Raw genomic sequence first — 23,021 nt, 5'->3', positions numbered from 1 at the left:
TTTTCCATCACCCAATCCAGTTTATAACACATTTCGATCGAATTGTCAGGGGGACGTCGCGGCGCGCGCTGGCGGCCGCAGCGCGAGGCCGAGCCGTGATTCCAGCGCGCGCCCCAGCGCCAGCATCGGTGCCTCGTCGAACAGGCGGCCCCAGAGGCTGGAGGCATGCGGCACATGATGCGTCGGCGCATCGGTCGCGATGCGGGTGCCGGCCAGCGTATCGGCGATCCGGCTCGGTGAGGCGATGAAGCCGGAGGGCAGGCACAGGCAGGGGTGGCCGGTGAAATTGGTGATCCCGAGCATCGGGCCGGCCAGGGCGGGCCCGATCATGACATCGACCGTGGTGAACAAGGCGTCCATCGCGATCATCACGCGGCGGCGCAGCCGGTCGAGCTGGATATGATCGACCGCGGAGAGAAACCGCGCCATGCGGAACTGGTTCGGCCAGGCATCGGCATCCTGCCAGGTCAGCAGATCGTCGCGATCGCTCAGCGTCAGCGGCTCGAACAGGGCCGCGGCTTCGGCCATCAGGATCGAGGTCAGGCTGTCGTACGGCAGGTCGGGCCGGGTCAGCGCGACCAGGTGCACGCCCAGCGCCCGGCAGTGTTCGAGAATCGCCCGATCCTGATCGAGCGCGCCCTCACCCTCGACATCGGCGGGGAAATACCCGACCCGCAACGTGGCGAGATCACGCGCCAGATCGCCGCCGAACGGCGCCTCGATGCTGGACACATCGCTGGGATCGGCGCCGTTGATCACCGCCATCACGAGCGCGCAATCATCGACGCTGCGGCCGATCGGGCCGATCTTGTCGAGGCTGGGGCACAGCGACATCACGCCGCTGCGCGCAACCCGGCCGAAACTCGGCCGCAGGCCGACCGTGCCGCAGCGGGTGGAAGGCGACACGATCGAACCATAGGTCTCGGTGCCGAGCGAGAATCCGCACAGCCCTGCCGCGGTGGCCGAGGCGGAACCGGCCGACGAGCCCGATGACCCTTCCTCGGGATTCCACGGGTTGCGGGTTCGCCCGCCGTGCCAGAGATCGCCATAGGCCAGCGCGCCGACGGTGGATTTGCCAAGAATGATCGCCCCGGCGTCGCGCAGGCGCCGCACCACGATGGCGTCGGTCACCGGCACGCGCCCCTCGAACGGCTCGGCGCCCCAGTCGGTCGCGAGACCGGCGGTGTCGATGATGTCCTTGCACGCATAGGGAATACCGTGCAGCGGTCCCGCCCAGTCGCCCTTTGCAGCGCGCGCATCGAGCGCCGCCGCCTCATCGAGGGCCGTGGGATTGAGCCGCGCATAGCACTGCAGCACGGGGTTCTGCTGTGCGATCCGGTCCAGATAGATCCGCGTCAGCCGCGTCGCGGTCAGCGATCCCGCGCGGATCCAGCCGATCTGCGCGGTGATCGGCGCGAAGGCGATATCGGCATCGTCGTCCGGCAGCGGCAGCGCGCGGCGCGGCAGGTGCAGCGGTGCCGGTTCGGGCATGCGAAACCCCGGCAGCCGGGGGTCGAACACCGTCGCCGGCGGCATATCCTCGTCATCGCGGTTGCGGCGCATGGTATCGGCGCGGCGCGCGGCGGCAAGGCCGATCTGCTCGGCGATTTCGGCAGCCACCAGCGCGCGCTCCGCCGGCGTGTAGGATACGCCGACCACGCGTTCCGCCGCCTCGATATCCTGTGCCGTCACGATCGGCTTTGCCGCTTGATCCATATTTGCTCCTGCACCCTCTGCAACGGTAGCATAGGGGCGTTGCGGATCGCGGCAAGCGGGCCATGTCGCGCCCATGGAACAATTCACGCCCACGCGCGCCGCCGGCCTCGCCCGCCTCGCCGCGTTTCTGCCCCACGCCGGCCGCGCCTATGCCGAGGGCCGCAACACCGACCCCGGACCCGGCCGGCACAGCGCGGTTTCCCACCTCTCGCCCTATCTGCGCCACCGCCTGATCACCGAAGCCGAGGTGACACAGGCGGCCTTTGCCGCCCATGGCGAGGCGGCGATGAAATTCATCGAGGAGGTTTGCTGGCGCGGCTATTGGAAAGGCTGGCTGGAGCATCGCCCCGCGGTCTGGGCGCATTATCGCGCCGGGCTGCGCCGGGGCGAGAACCGGCTGGCCACGTCCGGCGGCCTGCGCCGCGCATTTCACGATGCCTGCGCGGGGCAGACCGGTATCGATTGTTTCGATGCCTGGGCACAGGACCTGGTGGCCCATGGTTATCTGCACAACCACGCGCGGATGTGGTTCGCCTCGATCTGGATCTTCACGCTGCGCCTGCCGTGGGAACTCGGGGCTGATTTCTTTCTGCGCCATCTGCGCGATGGCGATGCGGCGTCGAACACGCTGTCGTGGCGCTGGGTCGCCGGCCTGCACACGCCGGGCAAACACTACCTCGCCCGGGCCGAAAACATCGCGCGCTACACCAACGCGAGGTTCGATCCGCGTGGCCAGCTCGACGAAACCGCCGCGCCGCTGACCGAGGAAATCCCGCCGCCACGGCCGGTGCCGCCAGTGTTCGACAAGCCGATCACCGGCGATGTCGCGCTGCTGCTCCACGACGATGATTGCGACCCCGGCAGCCTCGATCTCGCCGGATGCACTGTGCGCGCGGTGGCCGGTCTCGCGATGCCGGCGCCGCGCGCGACACGTGGCGTCGCCCCGGCGGTTGCCGCCTTCGCCCATGGCGCGGTCGAGGATGCGCTCTGCTGTGCCGAGCGCCGGTTCGGCGTCGCGGCGGTGCGGCTCGACGACAGTGCGGACATTGCCGTCTGGGCGTCCGGGCACGATCTGCCGGTGATCACACCCTACGCACCGGTCGGCCCGGTCGCCGATGCGCTCGCGGTTCTGCCAACGCCACCCCGCGCGGTGCCGCGCGCCTGGGATCGCCATGTCTGGCCCCATGCGACCAAAGGGTTCTTCCAGCTGCGTCAACACATCCCGGCTTATCTGGCCAGCGCACCGATGGGCTCCTGATCGTCGATCTCGTTGCCGCCATCCTGGCGGTACGGCAGCATGCGACCATGAACGACCCGATCGGTTTTCTGGCATCCCGCACCGGGCGCTATTCCGGTCCCGGCATCGCGCACGACACGCGGGCGTTCACCGGTGTTCTGATCATCGTTCCGCCGCTGAGCCCGCCCAGGTGACGCAATCGTGGCCGCGAAGTCGGGTCGAACTGAAGAAAGTTTTCATATGAGCAATGAACGACGGGTCTTCCCCACCCTGCCTATCCGGTAGTGGCAACGCGCCCCGCGCCCGTGCGTCACACCACCATCGTACCGCCGTCGATGGCGAGGATCTGGCCGGTGATGTGGCCGGAGGCTGCCGAGCAGAACAGCAGGGCGGCGCCTTTGAGATCGTCGTTATTGCCCAGTTTGCCGAGTGGCGTGTGGTGCAGAACCTGTTTTTCGAACTGGCCGAGAATGCCCTTGGTCATTTTCGAGGGGAAGAACCCGGGGGCGATGGCGTTGACCGTAATGTTGTGCGGCCCCCATTCGGCGGCGAGCGCGCGGGTCAGGTTCACCACCGCGCCTTTCGATGTGTTGTAGGGAATGGTGCCGGTAATATCCGGGTGGTGCCCGCGCAGCCCGGCGATCGAGGCGATGTTGAGGATTTTGCCGGCGCGGCGGGGGATCATCGAGCGGCGGGCGATCTCCTGGGTCAGGAAGAACAGATGATTGACGTTGAGGTTCATCACCCGTGCCCAGGCGTCCGGGGTGACGTCGGTGGCGGGCGCACCCCAGGTGGCGCCGGCGTTGTTGACCAGGATATCGACCTCGCTGTGCAAGGCGAGCACGGCATCCGCCAGCGCTTTCGGCCCTTCGGGCTTGCCGAGATCGGCGACATGCGCGGTCGCGGCGATGCCTTTGCTTGCCAGATGGCGTACCGCCTCGTCCAGCTCGTCGGCCTTGCGGGCGGAAATCGCGATGGTCGCGCCGTATTCGCCCAGCGCCTCGGCGATCTGCAGCCCCAGCCCGCGGGAGCCGCCGGTGATCAGCGCGCGTTTGCCGGTCAGGTCGAACAGGGATTTCAGTGCGGTCATTTCGTTTCCTCGGTTGGTTTTCCGCCCCCGTCTTGGGACGCATATTGACGGGCGCGATACGCTCCTATCCTATAGCGTTCAAGTCCTGGCGTGAACCGGGGCGCCAATTCGGAGGAAACGACTCATGAGTGCCGCCCAAGCGCCGTTTCAGTATCAGTTGTTGATCAAACAGATCCTGAAAATGCCGATCGCGCAGGCCAGCCGGCGGCAGATCGTGTATCGCGGCGACCTGCGCTTGACCTATCCGCAGTTCGTCGAGCGGGTGCACCGGCTGGGCGGCGCGCTGGCGGCGCTGGGGGCCGGCATGGGCAGCCGGGTCGCCGTGATGGATTGGGACAGTCACCGCTATCTCGAATCCTATTTCGCGGTGCCGATGCTGGGATCGGTGCTGATGATGGTCAACATCCGCCTCAGCCCCGACCAGATCGCCTACACGATCGATCACTCCGGCGCGGAAATCCTGCTGGTCAATGTCGATTTCCTGCCGGTGCTCGATGCGATCCGCGATCGATTGCCGAAATTGCGCGCCGTCGTGGTGATGAGCGATGCTGGCGCACCGCCCGCCGTAGCCGGCAGCGCAGGCGAGTACGAAACCCTGCTCGCGGCGGCGCCGGCCCACCGGGATTTCCCCGATTTCGATGAAAACACCCAGGCCACCACCTTCTACACCACCGGCACCACCGGCCTGCCCAAGGGGGTGATGTTCAGCCACCGTCAATTGGTGCTGCACACGCTGGCGCTGATGTCGACGCTGATGATGGCCGGGTTGAACGGGCGGATTTCGCGCGAAGACGTCTATATGCCGCTCACGCCGATGTTTCATGTCCACGCCTGGGGTTTTCCCTATGTCGCGACCATGATGGGGATGCAGCAGGTCTATGTCGGGCGATTCCTGCCGGACATGGTATGCCATCTGCTGCGGACCGAACGGGTCACCGTGTCGCATTGCGTGCCGACCATCATGCACATGATCCTCAATGCGCCGGCGGCGAAGGATATCGACTTCACCGGTTGGCGTGTGATCATCGGCGGCTCCGCTCTGCCGCGCGCGCTGTGCGAGGCGGCGCTGGCCCGTGGTGTCGATATCTACGCCGCCTACGGCATGTCGGAAACCTGCCCGATCATGACGATGACGCAACTGCGCGGCGATATTCTCGATACCGAACCCGATCGCCCCGAGGCCGAGATCCGCATGCGTCTGGCCGCCGGCATGCCCGGCGTGCTGTGCGAGGTGCGGGTGGTCGATGAAGCGATGAACGATGTGCCGCACGACGGTACCTCGGTCGGCGAGGTGGTGGCCCGGTCACCCTGCCTGACGCCGGGTTACGCCGGCAATGCCGAGGCCTCGGCCGCGCTGTGGCGCGGCGGCTGGCTGCATACCGGGGATATCGGCACGATGGATCGCGACGGGTTTCTGCGCATCGTCGACCGGGTCAAGGATGTCATCAAAACCGGCGGCGAGTGGATCTCCTCGATCGGGCTCGAAGACATCGTGCTGACCCATCCCGCGATTTCCGAGGTCGCGGTGGTCGGCATCGCCGATGAGCGCTGGGGCGAACGTCCGGTCGCCTTCGTGGTCGCGAAACCCGATCACCTGGTCGATGAGGAAGCGGTGCGCGCCCATGTGCGCGCCCATGCCGATGCCGGGGCGATTTCCCGCTTCGCCGTGCCGGACCGCATCATCGTGGTCGATGCGCTCGATAAAACCTCGGTCGGCAAGCTTGACAAGAAGGTAATGCGCACAAAAGCCACCGCGATGGTCACGCCGGTCAGCGCCTGACCGGAGTGCAAGCCTCGGGTTCGCGGGCGGGGGCTTGCCTTTGGGGCAGGTTGGAGCGCATTCAGGCACGATCTGTTTCCTGTGAACGATACCAAGACGAAAGCAATCAATCGCCATGAAGCTGCATGAGGTTCACGTCCATCCTTCCAAATCGCTGCTCAGGCGTGACGATCAGCTGGCGTGGAAAATCGCCGGCGTCGCGGCGGACAAGGTGGCGGTGGAAAAAGACGTCACCGCCATGATCATCAACCGCATCATCGACAATGCCGCGGTCGCGATCGCCTCGATCAATCGTGGCCCGGTGGTCTCGGCACGCGGCATGGCGCTCGGCCATACCAAGCGCGGCGGCGCGACGCTGTTCGGCCTGCCCGGCCGCAAGACGGTCAGCCCCGAATGGGCCGCCTGGGCCAACGGCACCGCGGTGCGCGAACTCGACTATCACGACACGTTTCTCGCCGCCGACTACTCGCATCCCGGCGATAACATTCCGCCGATCCTCGCGGTCGCGCAGGCGATGGAGCGCACCGGGCGCGACCTGATCCGCGGCATCGCCACCGGCTATGAAATCCAGATCGATCTGGTCAAGGCGATCTGCCTGCACGAGTGGAAAAAAGACCATATCGCGCATCTCGCACCGGCCCAGGCGGCCGGCATCGGCGCGCTGCTCGGCCTCAAGCAGGAGGTGATCTTTCAGGCGGTGCAACAGGCGGTGCATGTCAGCTTCACCACCCGCCAGTCGCGCAAGGGCGAAATCAGTTCCTGGAAGGCGTTCGCCCCCGCCCATGCCGGCAAGCTCGCGATCGAGGCGGTCGATCGCGCGATGCGCGGCGAAGGCGCGCCGAGCCCGGTGTATGAAGGCGAAGACAGCGTGATCGCCTGGATGCTCGGCGGCAAGAACGCGGTGTATCACGTGCCGCTGCCCGAAAAGGGCGAGCCGAAACGCGCCATTCTGGACAGCTACACCAAGGAGCACTCGGCGGAATATCAGAGCCAGGCGCTCATCGACCTCGCATTCCGGATGCGCGAAAGTATCGAGGATTTCAACGCGATCAAAAAAATCATCATTCACACCTCGCATCACACCCATTACGTGATCGGCACGGGTGCCAACGATCCGCAGAAAATGGACCCGAAGGCCTCGCGCGAGACGCTCGATCATTCGATCATGTATATCGTTGCCGTGGCGTTGCAGGACGGCAGTTGGAGCCATGTCGACAGCTATGCACCGCAGCGCGCCCAGCGGGCCGATACCGTGGCGCTGTGGCACAAAATCGAAACCCGCGAAGATAAGGAATGGACGCGCCGGTATCACACGGCCGATCCCAGCGAAAAAGCGTTCGGCGGGCGGATCGAAATCCAGTTCAAGAACGGCAAGACGCTGATCGATGAAATGGCGGTGGCCAACGCCCATTCGCTCGGGGCGCGTCCGTTCGGCCGGAAGGACTACATCCATAAATTCGAAATGCTGACAGCGGGGCTCATCTCGCCGCGCGAATCCGCACGGTTTCTCGAGGCGGTGCAGGAATTGCCGAAAATTCCGGCAGGCGAGCTCGATCGTTTGAACGTGGCCGTGCCCGGCGGGGCCCTGGTCGAAAGCAAGCCCGGTATTTTCTGAGCGGCCGACCCCGCTCGACCAGGTGAGTGAAAGGATGATGCAATGAACGAGGCGGTTTTACCGAAGCCGAAAAAATCGGTCGCTCTCTCCGGGGTCGCCGCCGGCAACACGGCGTTGTGCAGCGTCGGGCGCACCGGCAATGATCTGCATTATCGCGGCTATGATATTCTCGATGTGGCGGAGAGCTGCACCTTCGAGGAGATCGCCCATCTGCTGGTGCACGGCACGCTGCCGAACCAGGCGGAGCTGCGCGCCTATCAGACAAAGCTCATGCAGTTGCGCGGCATTCCGGCCGCGGTGCGCCGCGTGCTCGAGGCGATGCCGGCCGCCGCCCACCCGATGGACGTGATGCGCAGCGCCGTCTCCGCCCTCGGCTGCGTGCTGCCCGAGGCGCATGACCACAACCAGGCCGGCGCACGCGACATCGCGGACCGGTTGATGGCCTCGCTCGGCTCTATGCTGCTCTATTGGTATCACTACGCGACCAATGGAAAACGGATCGACGTCGAAACGGACGATGCCTCGGTCGGCGGCCATTTCCTGCATCTGCTGCACGGCAAGGCGCCGGACGAACTCTGGGTGCGCGCGATGCACACCTCATTGATCCTGTACGCCGAGCATGAATTCAACGCCTCGACCTTTGCGGCACGCGTCGTCGCCGGTACCGGGTCTGACATGTATTCCGCAATCACCGCCGGCATCGGCGCCCTGCGCGGCCCCAAGCACGGCGGCGCCAATGAAGCGGCGTTCGACATCCAGAAACGCTATGCGACGCCCGATCAGGCGGAAGCCGACATCCGCCGCCGTGTGGAGGCGCGCGAGGTGGTTATCGGCTTCGGCCATCCGGTCTACACCGTGTCCGACCCGCGCAACGAGGTGATCAAGCGGGTTGCCCGCACGCTTTCCGAACACGCCGGCGCACCACGGATGTTTTCGATCGCCGAGCGCATCGAAAGCGTGATGCACGACGCCAAGAAAATGTTCCCCAATCTCGATTGGTTCAGCGCGGTGTCCTATCACATGATGGGCGTGCCGACCGCCATGTTCACCCCGCTGTTCGTCATCTCCCGCACATCGGGCTGGAGCGCGCATGTGATCGAACAGCGGATCGACAACAAGATCATCCGGCCCTCGGCCAATTACACCGGCCCGGAAGATCTGCAATTCGTTCCGATCGATCAACGGCATTGAGGATGGCAGCATGACCTATTTACGCGCCGACGATCTGCCCCACTGCCCGGCGGGCGAGCGGTTTCGCGCCTTGCTCGACCGTCCCGGCATTCTGCGCATTCCCGGTGCGCACAATGGCCTCGCCGCGCGTCAGGCCATGCGCGCCGGGTTCGAGGCGTGCTATCTCTCCGGCGCGGCGATGACCGCCTCGATGGGGCTGCCCGATCTCGGCATCATCACCGTCGATGAGGTTTGTTTCTTCGTCCGCCAGGCGGCGCGCGCATCGGGCCTGCCGGTGCTGGTCGATGGCGATACCGGCTATGGCGAAGCGCTCAACGTGATGCACATGGTGCGCAGCTTCGAGGATGCGGGGGCCGCTGCCGTGCATATCGAAGACCAGTTGCTGCCGAAGAAATGCGGCCATCTGAACGACAAGAAACTCGCGACCCCGCACGACATGGCAGCCAAGGTCGCCGCCGCCGCCCACGCGCGCCGCCACCTTTACATCATCGCCCGCACCGATGCGGCGGCGAGCGAAGGGATCGATGGCGCGGTGGCGCGCGCGAAGCTCTACATCGAAGCCGGCGCCGATGCGATCTTCCCCGAAGCCCTGCACAGTGCCGAGATGTTCCGCGAATTCGCCCGCCGCATGCCCGGCGTGCCGCTGCTCGCCAACATGACCGAATTCGGCCACACCCCGTTCTTCACCGCAGCCGAATTCGAGGCGATGGGGTTTCGCATGGTGATCTGGCCGGTCACTTCGCTGCGCGTCTCGGCCAAGGCGGTCGCGCGGCTGTACGACGCGATCAAGCAGGACGACGGTGCACAGAATTGCGTCGAAGCGATGCAGACCCGCGCCGAGCTTTACGAAACGATCGACTACGCCGGTTTCGAGGCGCTGGACGCAACGATCGTCAAGACGATCGTGCCGCAGGGCATGCCGCAGGCCTGAACAGGGACAGCATCATGGACGCCGTGACGGAGATGGATGCGACCAGCCCATTCGACTTATCCGAGGCGCAGCGCGCAATCGCCGAGATGGCCCGCAATTTCGCGGATGCCCGGCTCGCCCCGCACGCGCTCGATTGGGACGAGCGGAAATTTTTCCCGGTCGATGTCATCCGTGAAACCGCATCGCTCGGCATGGGCGGCATCTATGTGCGCGAAGCCAGCGGCGGCAGCGGCCTGAGCCGGCTCGACGCGGCACTGATTTTCGAGGCGCTGGCCACCGGCTGCCCTGCCATCGCCGCCTATATCTCGATCCACAACATGGTCGCCTGGATGATCGACCGCTACGGCGATCAATCCCAGCGCGACCGTTTCCTGCCCGATCTGGTCAGCATGAAAACGCTCGCGAGTTACTGCCTGACCGAGCCCGCCTCCGGGTCCGATGCGGCGGCGCTCACCACGCGGGCACAGTCCGACGGCGATGCCTATGTGCTCGACGGCACCAAGCAATTCATCTCGGGCGCCGGCGAGACCGATCTCTATCTGATCATGGCGCGCACCGGCGGCAGCGGGGCTGGTGGCGTGTCGTGCTTCATCGTGCCGCGCGATGCCGCCGGCCTGTCGTTCGGTGCCAACGAGCGCAAAATGGGCTGGAACGCCCAGCCGACCCGCCAGGTGCTGCTCGATGCGGTGCGCATCCCGGCCGCCAACCGGCTCGGCGGGGTGGGCGAGGGGTTCCGCATCGCCATGAGCGGTCTCGATGGCGGGCGGCTGAACATCGGCGCCTGTTCGCTCGGCGGTGCGCAGAAGGCGGTGGAGGCAACCATTGCCTACATGAAACAACGCACCGCCTTCGGCAAGCGGCTCGATGAGTTCCAGGCCCTGCAGTTCCGCCTCGCTGACATGGCAACCGAACTCGAAGCGGCGCGCGTCCTCCTGTGGTACGCCGCCGCGGCGCTCGACCGCCACGCGCCCAACGCGACATCGCTATGCGCCATGGCCAAGCGCGTCGCGACCGACACCGGTTTCGATGTCGCCAACCAGGCGCTGCAACTGCACGGCGGCTACGGCTATCTGGCCGACTACGGCATTGAAAAAATCGTGCGCGATCTGCGCGTGCATCAGATCCTCGAAGGCACCAACGAGATCATGCGCCTGATCGTCGCACGCGGCCTGATCGCGGACCGATGATGGACACGCCGGACGTCCTGATCCGCACGGCGGGCCGCTGGGGCCATATCACGCTCAACCGCCCGCGCGCCCTGAACGCGCTCAGCTACGCGATGTGCTGCGCGATCGACGATGGGCTCGCCGCCTGGCGCCGCGATGCCGCGATCATCGGCGTGCTGATCGATGGCGCGGGCGAGCGCGGTTTTTGCGCCGGCGGCGACATCCGCGCGCTGTACCACGCCGCCATCGGTGGCGAGGCCGCATCGTCGGATATTTTCTTCGCCCGCGAATACCGGCTGAATGCGCGGATCGCGGAGTTCCCGAAACCCTATGTCGCCCTGATGGATGGCATCACCATGGGCGGCGGCGTCGGGCTGTCGGCCCACGGGTCGCACCGCATCGTCACCGAACAAACATCGCTTGCCATGCCGGAAGTCGGTATCGGCTTCATCCCGGATGTCGGTGCCACCCATCTGCTCGGCCGTGTGCCAGATCACCTCGGCACCCATGTCGCCCTGACGGCAATGCGCCTCAGCGCCGCGGATGCGCTGGCGATCAACCTCGCCGATCATCAAATCCCCGCATCCCGCCTCGATGATCTACGCCGCGACATCTTCGCGGCCAACACGATCACCGAACTCGATCCGATCCTCCACCGATACGCCATCCCGCCGGAACCGAGTGCCCTGCTCGCCCAGCGCGACTGGATAAAAGATTGTTATCAATACGACTCGATAACGGAAATTCTCGGCCACCTCCGCACCGCCGGCCCTGCCGCTGCGGCCGCCGCTGCGACCATTGCCGCCCAGTCGCCAACCGCGGTTCGCCTCGCCCTGCGGGCGTTGCGGCAAGCCCGCGCGTTCGGCGCGCTCGAACCCTGCCTGCAACAGGAATATCGCCTCGCGGTGCGCTGTACCCGCGCCCATGATTTCATCGAAGGCGTGCGCGCCGCCGTGGTCGACAAGGATCGCAACCCGCAGTGGCAGCCGCGCTCCGACCATGAGATCGACGACGCCATGATCGATCATTATTTCGCGCCGCTCGGTGCCGCGGAGCTGCGTTTCGACTGACAAAAACCACGGGGGAAATCATGGCCATCATCGGGTTCATCGGCTTGGGCAACATGGGCGGGCCGATGGCGGCGAATCTCGTGCGCGCCGGCCATCATGTCCAGGGCTACGATCTGGTGCCCGCCGCCTGCACGGCCGCCGCAGCCCAGGGGGTTCGTATCATGCCTGACCTCGCCACCACCGCTGCCGGCTGCGATGCGGTGATCACCATGCTCCCCGCCGGCGCCGCGGTGCGCGCCCTCTACGAAGATCCGTCCGGGATTCTCGCTGCCGCGCCCGAAACCTGCCTGATGATCGATTGCTCGACCATCGATGTCGAATCCGCCTGCGCCGCGCACGCCATGGCGCAGCAATCCGGCCGGCGCGCGATCGATGCGCCGGTCTCCGGCGGCGTCGGCGGCGCGGTCGCAGCCACCCTCACCTTCATGGCCGGCGGCACCGAAGCCGCCTTCGCCGCGGCGCAACCCCTGCTCGCCGCCATGGGCAGCCGCGTGGTGCATTGCGGCGACGCCGGTGCTGGTCAGGCGGCGAAAATCTGCAACAACATGATCCTGGGGATCTCCATGATCGGCGTCAGCGAAGCCTTCGCCCTGGCCGACCGCCTCGGCCTCGACCGCCAGGCGCTGTTCGATGTCGCATCCACCGCATCGGGCCAGTGCTGGTCGCTCACCAGCTATTGCCCTGTGCCCGGTCCGGTGCCTTCCAGCCCGGCCAATCACGGCTACCGCCCGGGATTTTCCGCCGGCCTGATGCTGAAGGACCTGCAATTGTCGCAAACCGCCGCCGCCCAATCCGGCGCGGTGACCGAACTCGGCGCCCACGCCGCGCGCATGTATCAGGCCTTCGCCGAAGCCGGCCACGCGCAGGATGATTTCTCCGCGATTTTTCGCATGATCGCGGCACGGTCCGCGTCATGACCGGCTTCGCCGCCGCGCGGCACTTCCTGCTCGAACACCGCACCGATTACCAGGCTGCCTACACCGGCTTTCAACCGCCAGCGCCCGTGCCGTTCAACTGGGCGCTCGACTGGTTCGATGCCGTGCTCGCAACCGATGCCGCGCAGCGCGACCGCCCCGCCCTGCTGATCGATGATCCATCCAGTGGTGAGCAACTCAGCATCAGCTTCGCCGCCATGGCGGTGCGCTCCAACCAGGCGGCGAATTTCCTGCGCGGTCTGGGCGTTGCGCGCGGCGACCGCATCCTGCTGCTGCTCGGCAACATCGCGCCATTGTGGGAACTGATGCTCGCCGCCATGAAACTCGGCGCCGTCGTCATCCCCGCGACCGTGCTCCTCACCGCCGATGAACTGCGCGACCGCGTCGCGCGCGGCGGCAGCCGCTTCGTGGTCACCACGCCCGATCAGGTCGAAAAATACGAAGCTCTGGGCTTGAACACCGTCAACATCGTGGTTGATGGCGGCGATCGCCCCGGTTGGACACGCTACGCACCACAGGCGCACGAAACCAGCCTCGCCCCCGCCGGCGCCACCCAGGCCGATGACCCGCTGCTGCTCTATTTCACCTCGGGCACCACCGCGAAGCCAAAACTCGTTCTGCACTCGCATTATTCCTACCCGGTCGGCAGCCTGTCAACGATGTATTGGATCGGCCTGCAACCCGGTGATATCCATCTGAACATCTCCTCGCCCGGCTGGGCGAAACACGCATGGAGCAGTTTCTTCGCGCCCTGGAGCGCGGGTGCCACCATCTGCATCGTCCGCCAGATCAAATTCGATGCGCCCGCCCTGCTCGCCGCCATCGCGCGCTGCGCCGTCACCACGCTCTGCGCGCCACCCACGGTCTGGCGGCATCTGGTCCAGCACGATCTGCGCGCCCATCCCAATCGTCTGCGCGAAATCGTCAGCGCCGGCGAACCGCTCAACCCTGAAATCATCGAACAGATCCGCGCCGCCTGGGGCATCACCATCCGCGACGGCTACGGCCAGACCGAAACCACCGCGCAGATCGGCAATCCCCCCGGCGCGCCGGTCAAACCCGGCGCCATGGGCCGCCCGCTGCCCGGCTATCGCGTCGAATTGCGCGACGGCGCCGATGGTGTCGTGGGCGAGGGCGAGGTCGCGCTGGTCTGCACGCCATCCCGCCCGCTCGGCCTGATGCGCGGCTATCTCGACCCCGCAACCACCACCCTGTTCGGCGCCGACCAGCCCTGGTACCGCACCGGCGACGTCGCAACCATCGATGCCGATGGCTACCTCACCTTCGTCGGCCGCGCCGATGATGTGTTCAAATCATCCGACTACCGGATCAGCCCGTTCGAACTGGAAAGCGTCCTGATCGAACACCCATCCGTCGCCGAAGCCGCCGTGGTGCCGCGGCCGGATGCGGTCCGCCTCGCGGTTCCCGTCGCCTACGTCGCGCTGATCGCCGGCGCCCCGGCCGATGCCACGACCGCCCGCTCGATCTTTGCGCATCTGCAATCGCGCGTCGCACCATTCAAACGCATCCGTGCGCTGGTGTTCGTCGATGATCTGCCCAAGACCATCTCGGGCAAAATCCGCCGCGTCCAGCTCCGCGCGGACGAGGTCAGCGGCAGCCCGGCCGGCATCCGGTTCGACGAATCTATCCTCAACGACCCGCCTGGAGCCCTCCCATGAACCTGAATGGCAAAACCGCCCTGGTCACCGGCGGCGGCTCCGGCCTCGGTGAGGCGACCGTCGCCATGCTGGTCGACTCGGGCGCCCGTGTGCTGATCGCGGATATCGACGACGCCAAAGGCCGCGCGGCCGCCGCCCGCTTCGGGGCCGCCGCGCGGTTTCACCGCACCGATGTCGCAAGCGAGGCCGATGCGGCGGCAGCAATCGCCGAAGCCACCGCCACCTTCGGGGCGCTGCACATCCTGGTCAATTGTGCCGGCATTGCCCCCGGCGAACGCGTGCTGGGGCGCGACGCCCCGCACGATCTGGCGCGCTTCACCCGCGCCGTCACGATCAATCTGATCGGCACGTTCAACATGATCCGCCTCGCCGCCGCCGCCATGGCGGATCATCCGCCGGATGGCTCCGGCACGCGCGGCGTGATCGTCAACACCGCCTCGATCGCCGCGTTCGACGGCCAGATCGGCCAGGCCGCCTATGCCGCCTCCAAGGCCGGCGTCGTCGGCATGACCCTGCCGATCGCACGCGAACTCGCCCGTTCCGCGATCCGGGTAATGACGATCGCCCCCGGCCTGTTCGCAACGCCCATGATGGCAGGCCTGCCCGCCGCGGTGCAGGACTCGTTGGGGAGTTCGGTCCCGTTCCCTTCGCGCCTCGGCCAACCCGCCGAATTCGCGTCCCTGGTCCGCCATATCTGCGAGAACGACATGCTGAACGGCGAAACCATCCGCCTCGACGGCGCGTTGCGCATGCCGCCACGCTGATCCCGGCTTGCGTATCCGCGCGACCGAAGCTATGACCGCGCAATCAAGTGGGCGCGTAGCTCAGCGGTAGAGCATCGCCTTGACATGGCGGGGGTCACAGGTTCAATCCCTGTCGCGCCCACCAGATTTTCCGAAGTGGGTCCAATCACTTATGAGGAAATCTGGCCCCGCCTTAGTTTGGTTCACTGAATTTTCGTCCCAATTTCGTCCCACTTCGGGTCGACGCGTCCCCCTTGTCGCCGGTTCGAAGATCGGCACAATGGGTTCATGGCATCGATCTCCGCGCGTAAGGACAGTGACGGCAATGTAATCGGGTACCGCGCGCAGATCCGCCGACGGGGTCATCCGCCGCAGGTTCGGACGTTTCGGCAAAAGTCGGAAGCGATGATCTGGTCACGTTCGATAGAGGCAGACATGGACAAGGGCATGTTTGTCGATTTCAGCGAGGCCGAGCGCACGACACTGAATGAGTTACTTGACCGGTATCGCTCCGATGTGACGCCGACCAAACGCGGCGCCGCGGCTGAACTCTCAAAAATAGCCGTAATCCTACGACATCCGATCGTGCGGCGACCATTGGCGGTACTTACGGGCGCCGACCTAGCGCAGTATCGGGACGACCGATTGCGTGAGGTCGCACCGGCAACGGTGAACCGCGAATTGACCGTCTTGAGCCATGCTTTCAGCGTCGCCATGCAAGAGTGGCGGATCGTGCTGCCGCGCGGCAATCCAGTCTTGGCGATGCGCCGCCCTCGCGCGCCGGAAGGCCGTTCACGCCGACTTGGTGCGGGAGAAGAGGAGCGCATCGGTGTGGCCGCATCGGAATATGAGCGCACATCGAAGGCGATCCGCATGGCAAGCATTATTGCGCTGGCATTGGCGACGGGCATGCGCCGCGGCGAGATAGCATCAATGCGATGGGACTTCGTCGACCTTTCGGGACGCACGATCCACCTGCCAGAGACCAAAAACGGAACGGCCCGATCGGTACCTTTATCTAAGGTAGCGGTGGAGATTTTGCGGGGCGTGGTGCAACGCATCGACGGCTGGGTATGGGGTGTCGATATCGATCCGCATTCCATTACGCGGGCCTTTGACCGAATCTGCGTTCGTGCGGCGATCAAAGATTTGCGGTTCCATGATCTTCGCCATGAGGCCGTATCGCGGTTATTCGAGAAAACCGACTTGAGCGAGATGGAGATCGCGCGGATCACCGGCCACAAGACATTGGCGATGCTGAGCCGATACACCCATTTGCGCGCAGGTCATCTCGCAGACCGATTGGATGGCAAGCGTCGAGGCGGATGAGGGATTTGCAGCCTTCGCCCTACCCGGATTTCTAAATGAAGGGTTGATCAGCCGGGGTTTCACAAAAGCAACAAATCAATCGCTATCCGTGCAACTGACGTCCGGATGATACCCCACCGTGCCACCATCTCCGAAATATACGCCTGCCGCTTCCAACGCAGTCTGCATCGCGGTCAGGTTTGCCCTCGTGATGGCCGGGGCGCCGTCATAACCTTCAGCGCGAATGACTGTTGATCGCGCGATCTGCGCACGCGCCGCGAGTTCGGCCGTTGACCACCGAGTGATCCCGCGGGCCGCCCGAATCTGTACGCCTGTGATCATGAATCCCTCCATTTAATGACTGATATTATATTAAATGCTTGACGACGGCAAGCGAGCTCGCTATAACGAAGATCCTCAGCCCATTACGCTGACTGAGCGCGGCACACGTCCTCGGGATAATATTCTCGAAGTTTCATGAAAATTGGCGGCCGGAATGACCGGCGAAATTCGGCTGGACAAGGTGCTTCCAACACCTCGCCCAGCCTGACCTCAAACTGTGGACCTAACACATGTTCGAAGCTGATGATGAGAATAACACCCCTTCGGTGCGCCGGAACAGCGGGGAAAGCGGAATTGTTCAGCAACGCGATCCGAGTTTGCGTGGGGATGCGGACATTCCACCCCTGCTTCGCCTCATGATTGACACCTGCGCTGGGCCGGATGGCCCCGATGTCGGCCAGCGAGGGAATGGCCGGATAAGCCAATCCTACTCACATGCGATCATGATTGGTGAAGCTGGTGCTAGCCTTGCCACTTCTCGTCTCCTCGCGTGGGGTTTCCCAACCCAGCAGGCGATGCCGGGATCACCCTATGACTTGAGTGTAGATTTGGCGGATGGCGGGCACGCCAGGATTCAAGTCAAGACAACAAATCGATTGAAGGACCGTGCCTACCACTGGATTCTGAAGCGAGGATGCTCGAGTTCGGCTTCAGGGACGTTCCGTTACGAACGCGGCGATTTTGACATCGCCGCGTTGGTTGCGCTGCCGATCGACCGGGTCCTGTTCCGGATTGCGCCGATCGAGCGCGCGTCGGTCAAGCAAGCATCGATGTTGGCGCCGGCGATTGAACTGACAAGTTGGCAAACGGCATTACGCGCGTTCAAAAACAGTGGGCTCGTGCCGGGTCAGCAGCGACCGTTTGTTCACGGGCGCCCGCTCCGGTAGCGGTAACGCATCGCTAGCAGCCCGTCGGACTTAAGGATTTTACGCAATCACTGCATTGATGTCGCGTTAATATCGTCATTTAATTGCGTAATCCGTAATACATAAGATGTATAATACCAAAAAAGTCGTAGATTTCGGTTAACTCCGACAGACTCCTAGTCTCCGCTAATCCAAATATCTTCAATTTTTATGGCTGTGTCCTCTCATTGAGCGGACCGGCCTAGATGCGGCAATGCGACCGCGCGAAAGGCATATTCGAAATGTCTGACAACGAACTTTTCCTAAACAATGAGCTGCCGCCACCTCGTCCAAGCGTCGTTGTAATCCCTCATCATGCACGACGGGCTTCGCGCTTCGATGACCCGATGGCGCTGTGGGAGCTCAACATCGGGGAGAAATTGTTCCTCACTACGATCCCTGATCTTTCGAGGGTCCGATCTAAAATGATGAGAAAGTGGCCGCACGCTGAGCAGGTAATCGACAGTATTCTCAACGACATCACGATGATGTCGCACAACCGGGTCGTCGCGATGAGCCCGACTCTGCTTGTCGGAAATCCAGGGGTTGGGAAGACCAGCTTCGCCAGCGCGCTTGGCAAAACTCTCGGGCTCGCCCCGCGCGTTATAGGCTGCGGCGGTATCAGTGATAGCATGTTTGGTGGCTCAAATCGGCGTTGGTCAATTTGCGACGCCGCTGTCCCCGTGAACGCAATCTGCGCCGCTGAAAGGGCCAATGTTCTACTTATTCTCGATGAAATCGAGAAGACAGGTACCGGGCGCCAAAACGGCAATATAATTGACACTTTACTTGGGATGCTCGATCCAGTGACATCCAAATCCTGGCATGACCCGTGCGCCGAAGTCGGTGTCGACCTCAGCTACCTCAACTGGATGTTCACATCCAACGACATTGATTCCTTACCGGCACCGTTCATCGATCGTTGCCGCATCGTGCGGTTTCCGGCACCGACTCACGACCATCTGCCGATACTGGTCCGGTCAATCCTCCACGACATTGCTCGCTCGCAGGGGATGCGTACCAATTGGATTGCGCCGCTCGCGCAGTTCGAACTGGATGCCGTTGCAAACACGTGGCGAACCGGCTCGATGCGCGGTTTGCGACGCCTTATCATTGGGGTCCTAGAGTGCCGGGACCGTGAGGTGCGCGGACGCCCCTTGTCGTAGATTGTGCAAAGTAGGCTGGATGTCGCCGCGATCCGGGTCTCGCACTGCGCTGATCGGGAGCAGAGAGTCGGGTCCTCAGTGTTATTCCCTGGCGGCACCAGCCTCATACGATGCTCACCCCCGACTTCTTGCGGGTTCGATCGTTGTTGGTTTCCGTGTAGTGGAAATCTGCAGCATAGAAAGTGCCAAATATTTTTTGCAAATACGATACCATCATCTCGTCCGACGAGCGAGGGATGATGTATGGCCTATCAGGGGACCCGCATTTGAAACGCTACGGACGAGTTTGAAGCCTTACGAGAGTTTTATAGGCATCTAATCGCCTCACAGCAGCAAAAAATCGTCCACGAATGGCGGCCGTGAGCCATAAAATCCAAGTGCGATTGCCCTGTATGGCCTATTGATCGCACTCTTGCACTGTCGTAATTTACGCAACCCTGTGGTATTACAAAAAAGCCGGGACATCAGTGTTAATTTTCATCACGGTTTGGGGCGAGATGGAATGTTCGTGATCGTGCGCGTTTGGCTCCCTTCCATCGAATTTTTCTGAACTGATGGATTAGCCGACCTCACATCTTGTGCGTACCTCGTACCGATCACATTGCCAATGAATTCTTGTATCGTCGTGGCTGGAGGTGTAGGATCGCTCCCGACCTCGAGCCAAACAAATCCAGCCATTGGTATAGGCGCCTCTTCAGACACCGGCATAAACAACCCTGGATAATGCTTTAGCAAGGCCGTTATGTCGTTACCCTCAGCAAATTTCGATATCACTTTGAGGCGATCGTTACCAAGATCCAATACAAGTGATGGCGGGAACCCTATCTCTTCAAATTTTTGATACATGATCTCGCTTGTCTCAACGCATCCAGAGTAGGCCATTATCCCACCCTCGGGTATAAAGCCTATGTTATAGCCATTGCGATTTTGATATAACAGAAATGGCACAATTGAATTTAGTTGGTCCAGCCGATAATATTGTTGCAGCGCATCGTGACGAATTATTGTCTCCGTCTCATTTGGCTTGCCAGTTCCCTTGCAATGGCGTGATAAAACGATACGGCAATTTATTAAACCAAGAGATTCGAATTGCTTACGGATGCAAGCCCCTGCACGTATTTCGGTTGGTGTCAAGTTTCTCTGTGGAAAATTTTGAGGGTGTTGCGATAGAATTCCGGTAGCAATCTGGGACGCAAAACGTTGGACCGCCAAAGGTGCTATGTCAGGGAAATACTCGAACAACAGACAGATAGCATCAAAAACCGTGAGGCCTGAGCCCTCATAAGCAAGTGATATATATTGTATTAGACATTTATGTTGACTCTCTAGTATTTTCACGACCCTTTGATGAACGTCGGCACCTATATCAAATTTTTCAGATAAGTGATCATACGTTATCGTGTTAAATTGAATATCAAGATTCTTTTGTTTACGAGTCGCTACGACTAGGTTATGATTCATACTAGATTCTCGCATGAGATCGCGAGTTAAACGCATTACCTCTTGATTTAGGTGAGCGTTCTCGTGTAACAACGAGTTAGTTTTATTAATGTGGAGTAGCATCGAATCGAGAGTAGACGTTAAACCGGCAAAAACATCAGCATTACGAGCATTTTTTTCCGGTATTTTGTTACAAATAACGTCATTTAAAGTTATTTTTTCTAACTTTCTTAAATCCGCGGGAAATTCTAACGGTGCGTATGGGGCGCTTTGAATATCTTGACGATATTTTTTTGGGGATTTATTTGTTTTTGTGGATTTTCTGATCCCACGGGCGAGACCTAAGGGCTCCATCGCCTCTGCATATGCCGACTGTATTTTTCCAAGTTTTGTATCTTCGCTAGTACCTGCTTGACGTGCTTGGCCCAGGGCACTGTATCGATCCGTAAATAACGTTCCATAGCTTATTACTTTCTTCTGCGTCTTAATCTGTTCTTTTGTATTTTTATTTGTCGATACGTAGGTTCGAAGAACAAGTGGGACCACAAAAGCGTGGAAATGCGGCGACTCTTCGTCCAAATGTAAGGCCATTTCGATGAGGTTGTCACCGTAACAGCGAGACATGAAATCTCTGTTCCTCGTAATCCAATCGTTGAGCACAACTGGATCGGTTTGCCAATTATGAAATCTTTCTGAGAAAAAGTCCGCTGAAGCAGAAAGTACAAACTCTCCTACAATCGGGCTTGGGCTTTTGCCTGTCCGTTCGTTCTTATAACCTGCAAGAGTCTTCTGGCAGTCCGACTCGATTGAGCCGCTTCCGAGAAGAAACCTGTTTAGAATTGTTCTTGAGTTATCAATATTGACGTCAGCTTCGACAGCTCGACGCTCAACATGAGCAGCACTCCTCGCCAGTGCCTCACGGGTAAGCGGTATTACTCTCAAAAAACAACGCCAAATCATCTTATAAACCCTATTACCATGGTAATGATAGAATAAACCATCAAGAAGAAGGCGATAAGTCCTTTTTATATTTACCACGTGCAACTGTGGTAATGCGGTAACGAAGCACGTTAATTGATCGTCGCATCAAATGAGTATTTTAGGCCGACCCCGCTTCCGTTTTATTTTAAACGTGGCAGCAATGCGCACAGGTTTGAGCGATCCGCATTCGAACGCAAGTATGTCTTGGAGCCGCCACCGGGGTCCGCGACAACCTGGCAGCCAGATTGGACGGGGAAGAATTTCCGGCTCTCGGCTGAAAATATTTTTCAGGCTGCCTGGGCTGACCGACCAACGGCTCGCGAGTGCAGTATAGTCGAGAATCTCGCTGTTCGACTGATGGTTGATAGTCATAGTGACGTCACAGGCTTAACTTCAACCAAGCTATATTTAGGTCGGATCCCTGGTGTCTGTTTTTTAGGGTCTTCGCCTCTGCCATCTCCATCCATTCGCGATGATCGATGGGGTGAGCGACGCCGTGGGCTGCGTCGTCGCTGCCCAAACGAATTTTTATGCGGGGTCCGCTTTCGACTGTTCGAAGCCAAATTTTTCCGGTGCCGCGCGAGAAGACTTTGCCGGATACAAATCAGCGAACACAAATATTTGCTACCCAGCACACGGCCCCGCCGTTTCAATGGCTTGCCCGGCGGGGGCGGAGACCGATGGTGTCGCTGAAACCGGCGAGCGTTCCGTGTCAACCTCAATCCGCGTTCTACCAACACGCTCGTGCGAGAAAGATGAGATATCATCGTCCGCTTCCTTTAAATGCTATTAGGGAATTAAAAGCTTCTCACCACACATCTACGTATGCATTAACTCAGAGAAATCAATTAAAAAAGTATGTACGTTATCTTTGTTTTGCAGCTAAAGCGCAAAGCCTAATGGGATACAGGAAGATTTAAGAATGTGTATTGTACTTCTACATCTGTATGGAGCATCTGTCAAGTAAACAAGGGCACAATTGAGTGGGTGCTTTATCAAACCCTACGAGGATGCGTGTAAGCGAATAAAGGGGTTGAATTGTTGGGCCGGATGGCCCAGCGCATCATGTGTCAATGCTCAGGCTCAGAGGCCATTTCGGAATCAACGCGGAACGTTTTCGGCGCGGGGTTGGATGGCCGGACCCGATGTGATTCCATGCAGGTGTTCGAAGCCTTGTTGGAGATCACATGTGGACGCCGACCACCCGCGCGCAGCATAGCCGCGCAGGCCTACGTTATGGAAGTGACGTCACCGATGCAGAGTGGGCGATCCTTTCACCGTTTTTGCCTCCCCCGCGTTCGTGCGGCTGCCCGCGCAAGTGGGAGATGCGACAGATCGTCAATGCGATATTATACGTCCTGCGCGGCGGCATCGCTTGGAGCCTGCTGCCCAAGGATTTCCCGCCCGCCCCCACGGTTTATCGCTGGTTTGCACGGTTCCGCGACGACGGTACCTGGGAGCGGATCAACCACCACCTGGTTATGCTCGACCGCGAGCGGGCTGGCCGCGAAGCGAGCCCGACAGCCGCCGTGATCGATAGTCAGAGCGTCAAGACGACCGAGAGCGGCGGCATCCGCGGCTATGACGCCGGCAAGAGTGCGCCTCGAAGGCGTGCATCATCTATGGAGGAAGGTTCCATCCGGAAAGTTGTCGATTTGATCCGGAAGCTGACGAGCGGCTCTGTTGGGCAACCGACCGGGTCGAAGCCTCGTGACAAAGGCCGCCT

At 61.6% G+C, this 23,021-nt stretch carries 19 protein-coding genes and 1 tRNA gene; 16 read left to right on the top strand and 4 right to left on the bottom strand.

Going from position 1 to position 23,021, the window contains the following annotated elements; all coding sequences use genetic code 11:
• Positions 1–45 precede the first annotated feature (45 nt).
• Positions 46–1,716, bottom strand: a complete 1,671-nt coding sequence (locus AruPA_RS07565) for an amidase (protein WP_265636064.1) — start codon at positions 1,714–1,716, stop codon at positions 46–48.
• Between the two features lie 73 nt (positions 1,717–1,789).
• Here AruPA_RS07565 and AruPA_RS07560 point away from each other — a divergent pair, with 73 nt between their 5' ends.
• Both AruPA_RS07560 and AruPA_RS07555 read left to right on the top strand, forming a co-directional pair.
• Complete coding sequence (locus AruPA_RS07560; protein ID WP_265636062.1) at positions 1,790–2,974, top strand: FAD-binding domain-containing protein; 1,185 nt, start codon at positions 1,790–1,792, stop codon at positions 2,972–2,974.
• A 47-nt stretch (positions 2,975–3,021) separates the two neighbouring features.
• The gene (locus tag AruPA_RS07555) at positions 3,022–3,147 is read left to right on the top strand and encodes a hypothetical protein (RefSeq protein ID WP_265636060.1); all 126 of its coding nucleotides are present in this window, start codon (positions 3,022–3,024) and stop codon (positions 3,145–3,147) included.
• Between the two features lie 116 nt (positions 3,148–3,263).
• On the opposite strand, the gene AruPA_RS07550 is transcribed toward AruPA_RS07555, so the two are convergent.
• Positions 3,264–4,043: an SDR family oxidoreductase gene (locus AruPA_RS07550; protein ID WP_265636059.1), complete on the bottom strand. Its 780-nt coding sequence runs from the start codon at positions 4,041–4,043 to the stop codon at positions 3,264–3,266.
• A gap of 124 nt (positions 4,044–4,167) precedes the next feature.
• On the opposite strand from AruPA_RS07550, the gene AruPA_RS07545 reads away from it, so the two are divergent.
• From AruPA_RS07545 to AruPA_RS07495, 11 genes are all read left to right on the top strand, one after another.
• A complete protein-coding gene (locus AruPA_RS07545) occupies positions 4,168–5,823 on the top strand; it encodes a fatty acid--CoA ligase (protein ID WP_265636058.1) in 1,656 nt (551 codons plus the stop codon).
• A gap of 115 nt (positions 5,824–5,938) precedes the next feature.
• Positions 5,939–7,438: an MmgE/PrpD family protein gene (locus AruPA_RS07540; RefSeq protein ID WP_265636057.1), complete on the top strand. Its 1,500-nt coding sequence runs from the start codon at positions 5,939–5,941 to the stop codon at positions 7,436–7,438.
• A gap of 42 nt (positions 7,439–7,480) precedes the next feature.
• The gene (prpC, locus tag AruPA_RS07535; protein ID WP_265636055.1) at positions 7,481–8,629 is read left to right on the top strand and encodes a 2-methylcitrate synthase; all 1,149 of its coding nucleotides are present in this window, start codon (positions 7,481–7,483) and stop codon (positions 8,627–8,629) included.
• A 10-nt stretch (positions 8,630–8,639) separates the two neighbouring features.
• A complete protein-coding gene (gene prpB, locus AruPA_RS07530; RefSeq protein WP_265636054.1) occupies positions 8,640–9,560 on the top strand; it encodes a methylisocitrate lyase in 921 nt (306 codons plus the stop codon).
• 14 nt (positions 9,561–9,574) lie between these two features.
• Entirely contained in the window at positions 9,575–10,747 is a 1,173-nt protein-coding gene (locus AruPA_RS07525) for an acyl-CoA dehydrogenase family protein (RefSeq protein ID WP_265636053.1), read from the top strand.
• Positions 10,744–11,796 carry an enoyl-CoA hydratase/isomerase family protein gene (locus AruPA_RS07520; protein WP_265636052.1) on the top strand — a complete coding sequence of 351 codons (1,053 nt, stop codon included), beginning with the start codon at positions 10,744–10,746 and terminating at the stop codon, positions 11,794–11,796. The genes AruPA_RS07525 and AruPA_RS07520 overlap by 4 nt, the downstream gene beginning before the upstream one ends.
• A gap of 20 nt (positions 11,797–11,816) precedes the next feature.
• Positions 11,817–12,713 (top strand): 3-hydroxyisobutyrate dehydrogenase, encoded by an 897-nt coding sequence (gene mmsB, locus AruPA_RS07515; RefSeq protein WP_265636051.1) that lies wholly within the window; start codon positions 11,817–11,819, stop codon positions 12,711–12,713.
• Positions 12,710–14,410 (top strand): AMP-binding protein, encoded by a 1,701-nt coding sequence (locus AruPA_RS07510; protein ID WP_265636050.1) that lies wholly within the window; start codon positions 12,710–12,712, stop codon positions 14,408–14,410. The genes mmsB and AruPA_RS07510 overlap by 4 nt, the downstream gene beginning before the upstream one ends.
• Positions 14,407–15,174, top strand: coding sequence for an SDR family NAD(P)-dependent oxidoreductase (locus tag AruPA_RS07505; protein WP_265636049.1), 768 nt, complete (start codon positions 14,407–14,409; stop codon positions 15,172–15,174). Before AruPA_RS07510 ends, AruPA_RS07505 begins: the two co-directional genes overlap by 4 nt.
• A 49-nt stretch (positions 15,175–15,223) precedes the next feature.
• Positions 15,224–15,298: transfer RNA gene (locus tag AruPA_RS07500), tRNA-Val, on the top strand.
• 143 nt (positions 15,299–15,441) lie between these two features.
• Positions 15,442–16,482, top strand: coding sequence for a site-specific integrase (locus AruPA_RS07495; protein WP_265636048.1), 1,041 nt, complete (start codon positions 15,442–15,444; stop codon positions 16,480–16,482).
• Between the two features lie 75 nt (positions 16,483–16,557).
• Here the strand turns inward: AruPA_RS07495 and AruPA_RS07490 are convergent, their stop codons facing one another.
• Positions 16,558–16,803, bottom strand: a complete 246-nt coding sequence (locus AruPA_RS07490; protein ID WP_265636047.1) for an XRE family transcriptional regulator — start codon at positions 16,801–16,803, stop codon at positions 16,558–16,560.
• A 230-nt stretch (positions 16,804–17,033) separates the two neighbouring features.
• On the opposite strand from AruPA_RS07490, the gene AruPA_RS07485 reads away from it, so the two are divergent.
• Entirely contained in the window at positions 17,034–17,690 is a 657-nt protein-coding gene (locus AruPA_RS07485) for a hypothetical protein (RefSeq protein WP_265636046.1), read from the top strand.
• A gap of 260 nt (positions 17,691–17,950) precedes the next feature.
• Entirely contained in the window at positions 17,951–18,874 is a 924-nt protein-coding gene (locus tag AruPA_RS07480; protein ID WP_265636045.1) for an AAA family ATPase, read from the top strand.
• Positions 18,875–19,354: 480 nt separating this feature from the next.
• Here the strand turns inward: AruPA_RS07480 and AruPA_RS07475 are convergent, their stop codons facing one another.
• Positions 19,355–21,352, bottom strand: a complete 1,998-nt coding sequence (locus AruPA_RS07475) for a plasmid recombination protein (protein WP_265636262.1) — start codon at positions 21,350–21,352, stop codon at positions 19,355–19,357.
• 1,130 nt (positions 21,353–22,482) lie between these two features.
• Here AruPA_RS07475 and AruPA_RS07470 point away from each other — a divergent pair.
• A partial coding sequence (locus AruPA_RS07470; protein ID WP_265636044.1) for a transposase occupies positions 22,483–23,021 on the top strand: 539 nt, incomplete at its 3' end.

The sequence above is a fragment of the Acidiphilium sp. PA genome (assembly GCF_026191915.1).
GTDB lineage: Bacteria > Pseudomonadota > Alphaproteobacteria > Acetobacterales > Acetobacteraceae > Acidiphilium.
Note: the sequence above shows the minus strand (reverse complement) of the source record. Positions and strands in the feature narration are given on the sequence as shown.